We start from the raw sequence: 12,662 nt of genomic DNA, 5'->3' as shown, positions 1-12,662 counted from the left end.
CCGGTGTAGAGTTTTGCCAAACGTGCTCCGGGGTCGGTGTAATTCCGAGCCGGCGGTGATAGTCCGCGACCCGCACATTCGCTTCGGCGAGTAGGCGGTTGATCTGGTGAAACTCCAGGACCGACGGTGAAAGTCCGGATGGGAGGCAGCACGCCAGCGTCGACGCGCACCCATGTGCGCTCGGCGGTCTCTGGTCACCCCGGTGCGCATCGGCGCAGGACGGGAAGGCGGACCAGGTGGCATCGACATACCTGTATCGCGCGGTGGAGCTCGCGCGCCGCGGACCGCTTGCCGACCCCAACCCCCAGGTCGGTTGTGTGCTGGTCCGCGATGACCGGGTGATCGGTGAGGGCTGGCACGAGGGTGCGGGCACACCGCACGCCGAGGTCGCGGCGCTGCAGGCCGCCGGCGGCGCCCGGGGCGCCACGGCCTACGTCAGTCTCGAGCCGTGTCACCACACCGGTCGCACCGGTCCGTGTACGCAGGCGCTGATCGACGCCGGGGTCGCGGAAGTCCGCTATGCCCAACCCGACCCGAACCCTGACGCGGCCGGCGGAGCGTCGGCGCTGCGTACGGCCGGCGTCCGGGTCGAGCACGAACACATCGACACCGACCTGAATCGCTATTGGACGTACGCCGTGTCGCACGCCCGTCCGTTCGTCACCTGGAAGTTCGCGGCGACGTTGGACGGTCGCAGTGCGGCGGCCGACGGCAGCAGCCAGTGGATCACCGGACCCGCCGCCCGGGCGGATGTACAGGCCCGCCGGGCAAGCGCCGGGGCGATCGTGGCGGGAACGGGCACGGTGCTCGCCGACGATCCGCGGTTGACGCTGCGCGGTCACGCCGGAAACCCGCTGCGCGTGATCGTGGGCAAGCGGAGCATTCCGGCGACCGCGCGGGTCCACGCCGACGACAACGTCCTGCAGATCGCGACCCATGATCCGTCCGTCGTCCTCGCGGCATTGCATGATCGGCAGATCTGGCACGCGTGGCTCGAAGGCGGCCCCACGGTGGCTGCCGCCTTCCTGCGCGCCGGACTGGTGGACGAGATCGTCGCCTACCTGGCTCCGGCGCTACTCGGTGCCGGCCGGTCCGCCGTCGCCGATCTCGGCATCGGCAGCATGGCCGGCATTCAGCGCTACGAACTGCGAGACGTCGCCCGTGTGGGTGAAGACGTGCGAATCACCCTGTCCGGAAAGGATGTCTGATGTTCACCGGCATTGTCGAAGAACTGGGCTCGATCGTGGCCATCGACACCGACGGCGATGCGGCCCGGGTCACCGTGCGGGGACCCAAGGTGCTGGACGACGTGAGTCACGGCGCGTCGATCGCCGTGAACGGAGTGTGTTTGACCGTCACCGACTGGACGACCGAGACGTTCACCGTCGACGTCATGGCCGAGACACTGCGGCGGACCAGCCTGGGTCAGGCGGGTGCACCCGTGAATCTCGAGCGGGCGATGCGGGCCGACGGACGCTTGGGCGGACACATCGTGCAGGGACACGTGGACGGGACGACCCGCATCCAGCACCGGGACCAGCAGCCGCACTGGACGGTGGTCCGTTTCGGGCTGCCCACCCCACTGGCGCCGTACGTCGTGGAGAAGGGGTCGATCACCATCGACGGAGTTTCGCTGACGGTCAGCGCCGTCGGGGCCGATTTCTTCGAGGTGTCGCTCATCCCGACCACGCTGGAACTGACCACGTTGGGGCGCAAAGGAATCGGTGACCTGGTGAATCTCGAAGTCGACGTGTTGGCGAAGTACGTGGAGAGGCTGATGAAGTGACGGACAGCAACATTTTCTTGACCTTGTTCGATGCTCACCTGACGATCGGGGGGCAGGCCATCACGTGGCGCGAAATCGTCGGTAACGCCTTCGGTCTTGCCTCGGCGATCGGCGGCATGCGTCGCAAGGTGTGGGCCTGGCCGGTGGGGATCATCGGCAACGCGTTGCTCTTCACGGTGTTCTTCGCGGTCGGCTTCACCGGTCACGGCCAGGAGAAGCTTTACGGCCAAGCCGGTCGCCAGGTGTTCTTCATCATCACCTCCGTCTACGGCTGGTGGCGCTGGCAACAGAACAAGAAGCAGGCATCCGATCCCGATGCACCCGCAGTACAACCGCGTTGGGCGACAGCTCAAGAGCGGCTCGGCTACATCCTGGTGTGGGCCGCAGGAGTCCTGGTGTGCCAGTGGGTATTTCGCACCATCGGTGTCGACTACTGGCAGCCACCGGAGTTCTACTGGTGGGCCGATGCCTGGATCTTCGTCGGCTCAATGCTGGCCACCTACGCAATGGCCCGTGGATGGACCGACTTCTGGCTGATGTGGCTGGCCGTGGACATCGTCGGGGTACCCGAACTCATCTACTTCAAGTTCTACCCCTCCGCTGTGCTCTACCTGGTCTACGCCGCCTTCGTCGTATGGGGCTTCTTCGTGTGGTGGCGTGCATCGCGGGAGGAACAATCGGTGCTCCAACCAGCCGGGCAGGTGTGACGTGGCTACCCGCGAGCTGGCGACCATCGAGGACGCACTGCGCGAAATCGCCGCCGGCCGACCGGTTGTCGTCGTCGACGACGAGGACCGTGAGAACGAGGCCGATCTGGTGATGGCCGCTTCGGCGGCCGATGAGCGCTGGGTCGGTTTCGCGGTCCGCCACGGCTCCGGGGTTCTGTGCGCTCCGATGACCGGTGACATCGCGGACCGTTTGGCCCTGCCGCCGATGGTGAGCGACAACCAGGACCCCAAGGGCACGGCGTACACCGTGTCGGTGGATGCCCGCGAGGAGGTCAGTACCGGCATCAGCGCGGCCGACCGGGCGCGCACACTGCGGGTGCTGGCGGACCCGGCGACAGCGGCCGGTGATCTGACCCGGCCCGGTCACGTCTTCCCGTTGCGGGCACGTGCCGGGGGAGTACTCGAGCGGCCCGGACACACCGAGGCCGCCGTCGACCTGGCCCGGCTCGCCGGGCTCGAACCGGTCGGCGCCATCGTCGAACTCGTCCACGACGACGGGTCGATGATGCGCCTGGCCGCCGCGCAGGATCTCGCCGTCCGCGCCGGTCTGCTGGTCATCTCGATCGCGGACCTGATCGCGTGGCGGCAGCGGCATGACCGGGTCCGCCGCGTCGCCAGCACCCGGCTACCCACGGCGCACGGCGACTTCATCGCCCATGGTTATCTCGACCTCGTCACTGGTGCCGAACACCTCGCCCTGGTCAGGGACGGTGGCGACGTGGTGCGCGTGCACTCCGAATGCCTGACCGGGGACGTTTTCGGATCGCAGCGCTGTGATTGCGGTCCGCAGCTCGACGCGTCGCTGAAGGCTGTTGCCGCAGAAGGTGGAGCGGTGATCTATCTCGGCGGCCACGAGGGGCGCGGAGTGGGGCTGCTGAACAAACTGAGGGCCTACAGCCTGCAAGACACCGGCCTGGACACCGTTGATGCACAGTCCGCGCTGGGGTTGCCTATCGACGCGCGTGAATTCGATGCTGCAGCAGCCATTTTGCGCGAGCGCGGCCTGATGACTATCCGACTACTGACCAACAATCCCGCCAAAGAGCACGCTCTGCGGGCCGGTGGTGTGGACGTGACGGCACGCCTGCCGCTGCATGTCGGTGCCAGTGTGCACAACCTGGGGTATCTGGCCACCAAGCTCGAGCGGATGGGCCACCTGGCACCCGAGCCTGACCTTCTGGAAGGGGCATCATGAGCGGACACGGACCGGTCCTGGAGGTGGACGCCAGCGGCCTGCGCGTGGCGATCGTCGCAGCCAGTTGGCACGACGAGGTGATGGACGGCCTGATCGCGGGAGCGCAGCGGGCGCTCGGCGGTTCGGCCGAGGTGATCCGGGTGCCCGGCACCTTCGAACTGCCGGTGGCGTGCGCGCGCCTGGCCCCGGCGTACGACGCGCTGGTCGCTCTCGGCGTCGTGATCCGGGGAGGGACCCCTCACTTCGAGTACGTCTGTGAGGCGGCCACCGTGGGCATCACGCAGGTCAGCGTGCAGACCGGCGTACCCATCGGCTTCGGGGTTCTGACCTGTGACACCGAGCAGCAAGCCCTCGATCGGGCCGGTCTGCCCGGGTCGATCGAGGACAAGGGATTCGAAGCGGCGCAAGCCGCAGTCGCGACGGCCAGTACCCTTGCCTCCTGTGAAGACGTTCGATCAGTTGTGGGTGGAGCTGGCCGCTAAGGCCCAGCAGCGACCGGAGGGTTCGGGGACAGTCGCCGAACTCGATGCCGGCGTGCATGCCATCGGCAAGAAGATCGTCGAGGAGGCGGCTGAGGTCTGGATGGCCGCCGAGCACGAGGGCCGCGAGCGCACCGCCGAGGAGATCAGCCAGCTGATCTACCACCTGCAGGTGCTCATGTTGGCCAGCGGCATTGAGCCGTCCGACGTCTACACCCACCTCTGAGGTTTGACCATGCTTCGAATTGCCATGCCCAACAAGGGCGCTCTTTCCGAGTTGGCCGCGCAGATGATGCGCGAGGCCGGCTACCGCGGTCGGCGGGACAGCAAGGAACTGGTGATCTCCGACCCCGAGCAGAACGTCGAGCTGTTCTACCTGCGTCCGCGCGACATCGCGGTCTACGTGGGATCGGGCACGCTCGATGTCGGAATCACCGGGCGCGACCTGATGCTGGATTCCGGCTCACCGGCCTCGGAGGTCCTGCAGCTCGGATTCGGTTCCAGCACCTTCCGGTATGCCGCTCCGGTTGGCGCAGACCAGGAACTGGCCGGTAAGCGGATCGCGACCAGCTTCCCGGGGCTGGTCCGAAACCACCTGGCCAGCCTGGGCGTGGAGGCATCGGTTGTCCGGTTGGACGGCGCCGTGGAGTCGGCGGTGACGCTCGGCGTGGCCGACATCATCGCCGACGTGGTCGAGACCGGGACCACCTTGCGCAACGCGGGCCTGGAAGTCTTCGGCGACCCGATCCTGGCCAGTGAAGCCGTCTTGATCCGTCCGGCCAACAGTGCGCGCAACCCGGCCGTCGATGTGCTCGTACGCCGGTTGCAGGGTGTGTTGACCGCGCGCAACTACGTGATGATGGACTACGACATCGCGGTCCAACTGGTCGAGAAGGCCTGTGAACTCACGCCCGGTCTGGAAAGCCCGACGGTCTCGCCGCTGCACGACAAGGGCTATGTCGCGGTGCGCGCAATGGTGCCCAAGGCCCAGACGAACACCGTGATGGACGAGCTGTACGAACTCGGCGCTCGCGCCATTCTGGTCACGGAGATCGCTGCGTGCCGGATCTGAGCGATCCCTACGCACCGTTCCTTCCGCGGCGAGCGCGGATCGTCTCCAGCATCGCGGCGCTGGGGATCGTGCTGGTTTTCGCGATCGTGGGCATCAACGTCCCGCAGGGCGGTTCGGCGGGCTGGACCGGCTTCGACAGCGTCATGTTGATCGCGGTGGGAGTGGCCATAGCTGCCTTCTTGCTGCGTTATGCGATGGTCGGTGCCTGGCCGGACGAGCAGGGTCTGCGGGTGCGCAACCTACTGATCACCCGGCGGCTGGACTGGGCGCAGATCGTGGCGGTGCAGTACGGCGGCGGCCAGCCCTGGGCGGTCCTGGACCTGGCCGACACCGAGCAGCTGGCGGTCATGGCGATCCAGCGGTCCGACGGGCCGGTCGCGATGCGTGAGGCTCAGCGCCTGGCGGCCTTGATCGCGGCGCATGGCGGCCCGGCCGCTCACGAATGACCCTTCGCCGCAACGATGTGTGACGAGACCGTCGCGAGTGGTGGCCGCTAGTGATCGGAGCACCGTGATGTGTGACGACACCGCCACGAGTCGCTGCCGGTCGACCAGGGTGGCCGCTGCGGCGCGGTATCAAGATCAGTAAAGGACCGCTCCTGGCTGGTGCGGATGCGCATCGCTCCGCCACCACCTGAGGAGAACGTCGTGACGACCGTGGACAGACCGCTGCCTGAGCTCCCGGCAGAGGAACACGAGCACTTCGAGTTGGATCCGGCGACCACCATCGACCGCGCGCGTGCGACGAACCCGGTGATCCAGGGATTGTTCACCGGCCTGCTGGGGACACAGACCTCACCGTGGCTGATCGTGGTCGTCCGGTTCGAGGACGACCCGCGCCCGGTACACATCCCGGGCGTCGATCCGTTGGCCCACCACCGCAAGCTGTTCACGGCGACGGGGGCGGGAACGATGAATATGGTCCGGTACTTCCGCGACATGAGTCACGGCAAATTGAACACCGGCGGCTCGGTCGTTGTCGGTCCGTTCACGATCGGTTACGACCGTGCCGCGTACGTCGGGAACTCCGCACCCGGGCCCGGCCAGATCGATCGCGGCGGCGTGCTCGCGGCCGGACGTGCCGCGGCGACCGCTCATCAGATCGACCTGTCCAGCTACGCCGGCATCGTCGTGTGCGGCTACGAGCTGCTGGACCTGTGCGGCTGGGTGGGCGGTATGGCGGCGCTGTGCGACTCACACTCGTTGGTCCCGAGCCTGCTCGGTCAGGAGATGGGTCATGGCTACGGATTGGATCACTCCCGCGTCGACACATCGACCGAGGATTACCAGGATCCGTGGGACACCATGAGCACGGCGAACGCGTACAGCGCCAGCGACCCCGACTACGGCTCGATCGGCCCAGGGCTGAATGCCTGGAACATGCGGATGCGGGGATGGCTGAACGAAGGGCGGGTTGTGCGGATCGACCCGATGCAGCCTGCGCATCGGGAGATCGAGCTCGGCCCCCTGCACGACGCCGGCCCGGCCGCCGCCGCGATCGACGTCGGCGAGTACCTCATCGAGTTCCGGATGGCCGACCGCTGGGATGCGGGGATTCCGCGATCTGCCGTGCTGGTCCATCGCGCCGAGGCCAATCGCTCGTACCTGATGGCCGGTTCCGACGGATCCCACGACCTGGTCGCCGGCGCAAGGTTCGAGCACCAGCAGTTCTTCGGCCCCAGCTTCACCGCCACCGTCGAGTCCATCGACGAGGCCACCCGTCGGGCGCGGATCCGGATCGACCAGACGGTACGGCGGCCTCGGGTGCCGCAGGCGGGAGTGCAGTGGCCACCGCCGATCAGCGACCCCGGTCCGGTCGAGATCGTGGACCCGCGCGTGGCGCAGCTGCAGGAACTGGTCGGCCGTTATCGCCAAGCTCTCGCGGTGAGCGACCGGTACGGCGCCCCGCAGCTGCTACTCCGGGCGCTGGGAGAGCTGGCCGAGGAGGTCGGTCGGCAGGCGGCGGACACCGAGGTCACCACCTTCCACGAGGGTTACTCGTTCGAACCGAAGTCGGTGATTGCCGAGCCGGCCCCGGGCTGATCCCGTCAAGGGGGCCACGACGCGATCCGCCCACGGCGGCGGGTCGACGGGACTGCCGCAACCGCTTGCTACTGCCGATCAACGAGGCGACCAAGGTCGGCGGCGATCGCCACGGCCTGCGGGTTGGCGACGGCTCCCGGCCAGAACATCAGGTCGAAACAACGCCGGACGCTAGCGATCGCCGCCGCCTCATCCAGGCCCGGCAGTTGATCGGCGAGAATCGCTGCCTCACTGTCGTATTCGTCGCGCGGCGCGCCCGAAAGGCCCATCGGGTCGGCCTCGTGGAGCCGCGCGGACAGATCTGCCACGATCCGCGGATCGGGAGAGGTGTCGACGACCCGGGTCGTCCACGGCGGTGGGTCTGCCGGGAAGAGTGTGTCCTCCTGAGCGGCCCACCGATCCCAGTGCGGGGCGAACGTGTCGCCGTCGCGGGCGAGGGCACGTGCCCTACGGACCGCGTTGTCGGCACTCAGCCAGATGCGCTCGTCGAAGAACCCGGTCGCCGGGGAGCACTACTGCCCACCCCCTCGACGACGATGAGGTCGGCTGGCTCCACGACGACTTCGTCCGCGAACGCACCTGTGTACCAATCGAATCGCCGGTACGCCGCTCGCTCGCCTTCACGTAGGGGCCGCAGCACCCGCTCGGCGAGGGTGACCGTTCCCTCGATGAGGCCATCCCACCCGGGGTACAGGTCATCCATGTGGATGACGTTCGCCTGGGGGAAATGCCGCGCGGTATAGGCCGTCTTGCCGGAGCCGCTGCGTCCGTCGATCGCGATGAGGCGCACGCTATTACGCTAACGGTCGTGAGTGTCGCGGTGCGTGTCATCCCCTGCCTGGATGTCGATGCCGGGCGCGTCGTCAAGGGCGTCAACTTCGTGAACCTGCGTGACGCCGGCGACCCGGTTGAGTTGGCCCACCGCTACGACGACCAGGGCGCAGACGAACTCACCTTCCTGGACGTCACCGCCAGTTTCGATCAGCGCGACACCACCTACGAGGTGGTCAGCCGCACCGCCGAAGAGGTGTTCATTCCCCTCACCGTCGGCGGCGGCGTACGCACGGTCGAGGACGTCGACCGGTTGCTGCGCGCGGGGGCCGACAAGGTCGGGATCAACACCGGCGCGCTGGCCCGCCCCGAGGTGATCGCGGAAATCGCCGACCGCTTCGGTGCGCAGGTGCTGGTGCTGTCGGCCGACGTACGCCGATCGCAGACCGGATCGTTCGAGGTCACCACCCACGGAGGGCGCAAACCGGCCGGGGTCGAGGCGATCGAATGGTGTGCCCGGGCTGAGCAGCTCGGTGCCGGGGAGATCCTGCTGAACTCCATGGACGCGGACGGCACCAAGGACGGGTTCGACCTGGAGCTGATCCGCGCGGTGCGGGCCGAGGTGAGCGTGCCGATCGTGGCCAGTGGGGGAGCCGGCAAGCCGGGGCATTTCGTCGAGGCCGTTGCCGCCGGTGCGGACGCGGTGCTCGCAGCCAGCGTCTTCCACTTCGGCGAATTCACGATTGGTGACGTGAAAGCCGCACTGGCGCAGGCCGGTTACGAGGTCCGCTAGACCTCAGGCGACAGAACCTCGAGTCCGGCGGCACGGGCGGCATCGCCGAGCCGGCGGTCGTAGGTGAGCACGTGGGAAGCGTCGAGCCGAATTGCCGCCTCCAAATGCAGCGCATCGAGGGTCCGCAAATACGGCATCGGGAGAAACCCGGCGCCGCGGTAGACCGCCCGGTCGAGCGCGGCGAGGCCGATTCCCTCGAGCAGGACGGTGACGTCCCTTTGCCTCAGGCCTTCGCGGATAGCCAGCCGCCTCAGTTCGGTCTCCAGCAGGTCGCTGGAGACCAATGTCGCCGAGTGGTGATCGAGCCAGTCCAGGACCGCCTGGCTCTCGGGCTGCTCAATGAGCAATGCGGCGAGTGCTGAGGTGTCGACGTAGACCACTCCCAGCGCGGGCGTCGGATTCACCCGTGGTCCGCGCGAAGGTCATCCAGGATCGCCGAGAGATCGGCGGTTGTGGCTTTGCGTTGGATGCCGAGGTCGGACCAGCCGCCAACTCGTCGTGCGGGTCGGACAATCGGCAGGGCCGGGACCGGTGCATCGAGCGGGACGACCATTCCGACAGGAGTGCCACTGTTGGTGAGCACGAACGACTGTCCCTGACTGACCGCGCGCAGCACCCGGCCCGATTCGTTGCGCAGTTCCCGCTGCGACAACGGCTCAGGCTCGGGCGTGCTCACCGCTCAACCGTAGCACCCGTGCGACACAAGTGTGGTTCAGTTCCCGAGTCTGAGGCCCTCGAACGTCGCGACGTCCGCGTCCGCACCGTCGAGGGTCACCGCATCGGTGCGCGGCCGGCCGAAGAGCACCATCACGATGTCCGAGAGCGGACCGGACAGCACCACCGAACCATGACCGTCCTTGGCGGAGTGCAGGTTTCGCCGTCCGAGACCGTCAGGAGCGGCAACCACACCCACGGGCACGCTGCGCAGCGACAGCGCGGTCATGCTCGCCAGCCCCGACCACACCGCGTCGGCCAGCTCCGGCGACAGCTCACGCGGCGTCCACGTCGCGGGATCGCCGCGCAGCAGATCCTCGTGATGCACGAAGAACTCCAGCAGGTTGACCTTCTCGTCCACTGCCGGGATCGCCATCGGGCTCCATTTCGGCGGCCCGGAACGCACCTTCTGCACCAGGCCGGGCCAGTCACCGGCCTTCAGGTCGTCCATCAGCTTCTGCGTGTGACCGGCGGCTGCCGGCAACACGATCCCGATGGCACCGTCGGGCCGGCGCTCCCGCACGACCAGGTGCGCGGCCAGGTCGTTGGCAGCCCAGCCCTCGCACAACGTGGGCGCGTCCGGGCCCAACCGCAGGAAGTCGTCACACAGGCCAGCACGCTCGGCTCGGGCGTAATCAGTCATGCGTCCATAATGACCCGGTGAGCAGTGCCACCCTCCCTTCCGACATCGCCGACCTTCTCAAGCGTGACGAGCACGGGTTGGTCGCGGCGATCATCCAGCAGCACGACACCGGCGAAGTGCTGATGCTGGGCTGGATGGACGACGAGGCCCTTTCCCGCACGCTGACCGAGGGACGGGTGACCTTCTGGTCGCGCAGTCGCAGCGAGTACTGGCGCAAAGGCGACACCTCCGGGCACGAACAACACGTGAAGTCCGTGGCCGTCGACTGCGACGGCGACGCCCTGCTGGTGCGCGTGGACCAGATCGGCGCGGCCTGCCACACCGGCAACCGGACCTGCTTCTTCACGGAACTGAGCGCATGATCGGCTTCGGCGAGACCTGGCCGGCGCTGAACGCCTTCACCGTCCTGGCCCGGGGCCGGCGCGTCATCCCCGTCGTACGCCGAGTGCTCGCCGACGGGGAAACGCCGCTGGGCGTCTACCGCAAGTTGGCGGCCGATCGTCCTGGCACGTTCCTGCTGGAGTCCGCCGAGCATGGTGGCGTGTGGTCGCGCTATTCCATCGTCGGTGTCTCCAGCGCGGCGACGCTCACGGAGGTCGACGGCCGGGCGACCTGGCTCGGCACGCCTCCGGTCGGCGTCCCCGAAGGCGGCTCACCCGTCGACGCGCTGCGCGACACGATCGCCCTGCTGGCCACGGATCCGCTGCCCGGCCTCCCGCCGCTGACCGGAGGGATGGTCGGCGCGGTCACCTACGACGCGGTCCGGCACTGGGAGAAGCTGCCGGACACCGGCGTCGACACGCTCGGTCTGCCGGAAATCAGCATGCTGCTCGCGACCGACCTCGCCGTGTTCGACCACTCGGACGGATCGCTCATGCTGATCGCCAACGCCATCAACTGGGATGCCAGCGACGAGCGCGTCGAGCAGGCCTGGACCGACGCGGTGGAGCGGCTGGACGCGATGGCGCACGACCTGCGCAGTGCGGCGCCCAGCACGGTCGCGATCCCCAAGGCCATCGCGCAGCAACCGGTGTCCAGTCACGCGCAGGAGCAGTTCCACGACATGGTGGAGGCGGCCAAGGAGGCCATCCGCGCCGGTGAAGCGTTTCAAATCGTGGTGTCCCAACGGTTTTCGGTGCCGTGTGCCGCGGATGCGCTCGACGTCTACCGGATGCTGCGGGTGTCGAACCCCAGTCCCTACATGTATCTGTTCCGGCTGCCGCTTCCCGGTGGCGGCAGCTATGACGTGGTCGGCTCCAGTCCGGAGGCGTTGGTCAAGGTGACCGGGCAGCGGGTCATCACCCACCCGATCGCGGGTTCCCGGCCGCGCGGTAAGAGCCCGGAGGAAGACCAGGACCTGGCCGACGACCTGCTCGCCGATCCGAAGGAGCGCGCCGAGCACTTGATGCTGGTCGACCTGTCGCGCAACGATCTGCAGCGGGTCTGCGATGCGGGGACCGTCGAGACGGTGGAGTTCATGACGATCCGGCACTACAGCCACATCATGCACCTGGAGTCCACGGTGGTCGGTCAGCTCTCGACCGGGCGATCGGCGTACGACGTGTTGCAGGCGACGTTCCCGGCCGGCACCCTTTCGGGCGCCCCGAAGCCACGCGCGATGGCGCTGATCGACCAATACGAAGGGCTGCGGCGAGGGGTCTACGGCGGTGTCGTCGGCTATCTGGACTTCGCGGGTGACATGGACATGGCCATCGCGATCCGGACGGCGGTGATCAAGGACGGCGTTGCCCACGTCCAGGCCGGCGCGGGCATCGTCGCCGACTCGGTCCCGGAGAGTGAGTACCAGGAGACCATCAACAAGGCGGCCGCCGCGCTGCGCGCCGTCGCGACCGCCGGGGGACTGACTCCGCTGTGAAACGCCTCGTCTTCCTGGTCATCGCGGTTGCCGTCGCCGTCCTGATGTTCGCCGCCACCCGCACGTGGGTCACCGGCACGGTCAGCGACGCGGTCCTGTCCGACGTCAAGGTCTCCGTCGCCGGCTCCAGCGCAGCTCCCGGCGTCTTCGCGGCCGCACTGGTCGGCGCCGCCGCCGGCATCGTGGCCCTCACCGCCGGCCGCATCGCCCGATGGATCGCCGCCGCGTTCGTCCTGCTGTCCGGGGTCCTGGCCCTGATCAGCGTCGTCATGGTGATGGTGAACCCGGACGGACCGGTCAGTGATCAGGCCGCCGCGACGACCGGGCGCACCGGGTCGGTGGCCGCGCACGGCACCCTGACGCCCTGGGTCTGGCTGGCGTTGGCCGCTGCGATCCTGCTGGTCGCTGCCGGGGTGCTCACCCTGGTCGCCGTCCGCCGGTGGGGCGGGCTGTCCGGCCGGTACGACGCGCCGGCCGGCCGCGCGCAGGCGCCGGTGAGCGACTGGGACAAGTTGACCGCCGGTCTGGACCCCACCGCCGAGCGCGATGGACCGTCGGCCTGA

The 12,662-nt window shown here is 68.2% G+C and carries 18 protein-coding genes and 1 riboswitch; of the genes, 13 read left to right on the top strand and 5 right to left on the bottom strand.

The genetic code is table 11. From position 1 onward, the window contains the following. Nucleotides 1-18: 18 nt before the first annotated feature. Nucleotides 19-156: riboswitch (FMN riboswitch) on the top strand. An 80-nt stretch (nt 157-236) separates the two neighbouring features. The 9 genes from ribD (at nt 237) to ACFQBT_RS09120 (ending at nt 7,302) form a co-directional block, all read left to right on the top strand. After that, nucleotides 237-1,208: a bifunctional diaminohydroxyphosphoribosylaminopyrimidine deaminase/5-amino-6-(5-phosphoribosylamino)uracil reductase RibD gene (gene ribD / locus ACFQBT_RS09160; RefSeq protein ID WP_377822136.1), complete on the top strand. Its 972-nt coding sequence runs from the start codon at nt 237-239 to the stop codon at nt 1,206-1,208. Further along, entirely contained in the window at nt 1,208-1,786 is a 579-nt protein-coding gene (locus ACFQBT_RS09155) for a riboflavin synthase (RefSeq protein ID WP_377822135.1), read from the top strand. Before ribD ends, ACFQBT_RS09155 begins: the two co-directional genes overlap by 1 nt. Beyond that, nucleotides 1,783-2,493 (top strand): nicotinamide mononucleotide transporter family protein, encoded by a 711-nt coding sequence (locus ACFQBT_RS09150; protein WP_377822134.1) that lies wholly within the window; start codon nt 1,783-1,785, stop codon nt 2,491-2,493. The genes ACFQBT_RS09155 and ACFQBT_RS09150 overlap by 4 nt, the downstream gene beginning before the upstream one ends. A 1-nt stretch (nt 2,494) precedes the next feature. After that, nucleotides 2,495-3,709 (top strand): 3,4-dihydroxy-2-butanone-4-phosphate synthase, encoded by a 1,215-nt coding sequence (gene ribB, locus ACFQBT_RS09145; protein ID WP_377822132.1) that lies wholly within the window; start codon nt 2,495-2,497, stop codon nt 3,707-3,709. Beyond that, complete coding sequence (gene ribH / locus ACFQBT_RS09140) at nt 3,706-4,191, top strand: 6,7-dimethyl-8-ribityllumazine synthase (RefSeq protein WP_377822130.1); 486 nt, start codon at nt 3,706-3,708, stop codon at nt 4,189-4,191. Before ribB ends, ribH begins: the two co-directional genes overlap by 4 nt. Then, nucleotides 4,151-4,414, top strand: coding sequence for a phosphoribosyl-ATP diphosphatase (locus tag ACFQBT_RS09135; protein WP_377822128.1), 264 nt, complete (start codon nt 4,151-4,153; stop codon nt 4,412-4,414). Before ribH ends, ACFQBT_RS09135 begins: the two co-directional genes overlap by 41 nt. Before the next feature lie 9 nt (nt 4,415-4,423). Further along, entirely contained in the window at nt 4,424-5,260 is an 837-nt protein-coding gene (gene hisG / locus ACFQBT_RS09130) for an ATP phosphoribosyltransferase (protein WP_377822126.1), read from the top strand. After that, on the top strand, nt 5,248-5,706 hold the full coding sequence (locus ACFQBT_RS09125; protein ID WP_377822123.1) for a PH domain-containing protein: 459 nt from the start codon (nt 5,248-5,250) through the stop codon (nt 5,704-5,706). Before hisG ends, ACFQBT_RS09125 begins: the two co-directional genes overlap by 13 nt. 201 nt (nt 5,707-5,907) lie before the next feature. Beyond that, entirely contained in the window at nt 5,908-7,302 is a 1,395-nt protein-coding gene (locus ACFQBT_RS09120) for a hypothetical protein (RefSeq protein WP_377822121.1), read from the top strand. Nucleotides 7,303-7,370: 68 nt separating this feature from the next. Here ACFQBT_RS09120 and ACFQBT_RS09115 read toward each other — a convergent pair whose 3' ends face one another. Both ACFQBT_RS09115 and ACFQBT_RS09110 read right to left on the bottom strand, forming a co-directional pair. Then, nucleotides 7,371-7,610, bottom strand: a complete 240-nt coding sequence (locus ACFQBT_RS09115) for a hypothetical protein (RefSeq protein ID WP_377822120.1) — start codon at nt 7,608-7,610, stop codon at nt 7,371-7,373. A 161-nt stretch (nt 7,611-7,771) separates the two neighbouring features. Beyond that, nucleotides 7,772-8,092 (bottom strand): uridine kinase family protein, encoded by a 321-nt coding sequence (locus ACFQBT_RS09110; protein WP_377822118.1) that lies wholly within the window; start codon nt 8,090-8,092, stop codon nt 7,772-7,774. Nucleotides 8,093-8,110: 18 nt separating this feature from the next. On the opposite strand from ACFQBT_RS09110, the gene hisF reads away from it, so the two are divergent. Beyond that, a complete protein-coding gene (gene hisF, locus ACFQBT_RS09105; protein WP_377822117.1) occupies nt 8,111-8,866 on the top strand; it encodes an imidazole glycerol phosphate synthase subunit HisF in 756 nt (251 codons plus the stop codon). Here hisF and ACFQBT_RS09100 read toward each other — a convergent pair. Genes ACFQBT_RS09100 through ACFQBT_RS09090 form a run of 3 tightly spaced genes read right to left on the bottom strand, consistent with a single transcriptional unit; the run spans nt 8,863 to nt 10,223 of the window. Continuing rightward, nucleotides 8,863-9,270 (bottom strand): type II toxin-antitoxin system VapC family toxin, encoded by a 408-nt coding sequence (locus tag ACFQBT_RS09100; protein WP_377822115.1) that lies wholly within the window; start codon nt 9,268-9,270, stop codon nt 8,863-8,865. The genes hisF and ACFQBT_RS09100 overlap by 4 nt on opposite strands. Next, a complete protein-coding gene (locus tag ACFQBT_RS09095) occupies nt 9,267-9,542 on the bottom strand; it encodes a type II toxin-antitoxin system Phd/YefM family antitoxin (protein ID WP_377822113.1) in 276 nt (91 codons plus the stop codon). The genes ACFQBT_RS09100 and ACFQBT_RS09095 overlap by 4 nt, the downstream gene beginning before the upstream one ends. A 36-nt stretch (nt 9,543-9,578) precedes the next feature. Then, complete coding sequence (locus ACFQBT_RS09090; protein WP_377822111.1) at nt 9,579-10,223, bottom strand: TIGR03085 family metal-binding protein; 645 nt, start codon at nt 10,221-10,223, stop codon at nt 9,579-9,581. 17 nt (nt 10,224-10,240) lie between these two features. On the opposite strand from ACFQBT_RS09090, the gene hisI reads away from it, so the two are divergent. The 3 genes from hisI to ACFQBT_RS09075 are packed head-to-tail and all read left to right on the top strand — an operon-like array spanning nt 10,241 to nt 12,662. Beyond that, a complete protein-coding gene (hisI, locus tag ACFQBT_RS09085; RefSeq protein WP_377822109.1) occupies nt 10,241-10,585 on the top strand; it encodes a phosphoribosyl-AMP cyclohydrolase in 345 nt (114 codons plus the stop codon). Further along, nucleotides 10,582-12,099 carry an anthranilate synthase component I gene (locus ACFQBT_RS09080; RefSeq protein ID WP_377822107.1) on the top strand — a complete coding sequence of 506 codons (1,518 nt, stop codon included), beginning with the start codon at nt 10,582-10,584 and terminating at the stop codon, nt 12,097-12,099. The genes hisI and ACFQBT_RS09080 overlap by 4 nt, the downstream gene beginning before the upstream one ends. After that, nucleotides 12,096-12,662 carry a Trp biosynthesis-associated membrane protein gene (locus ACFQBT_RS09075; protein ID WP_377822105.1) on the top strand — a complete coding sequence of 189 codons (567 nt, stop codon included), beginning with the start codon at nt 12,096-12,098 and terminating at the stop codon, nt 12,660-12,662. Before ACFQBT_RS09080 ends, ACFQBT_RS09075 begins: the two co-directional genes overlap by 4 nt.

Origin of the sequence: Branchiibius cervicis (genome assembly GCF_042661605.1) — a bacterium.
Taxonomy (GTDB): Bacteria; Actinomycetota; Actinomycetes; order Actinomycetales; family Dermatophilaceae; genus Branchiibius; species Branchiibius cervicis.
The sequence above is the reverse complement of the archived record's forward strand: the minus strand, read 5'-3'. Positions and strand labels throughout refer to the sequence as shown.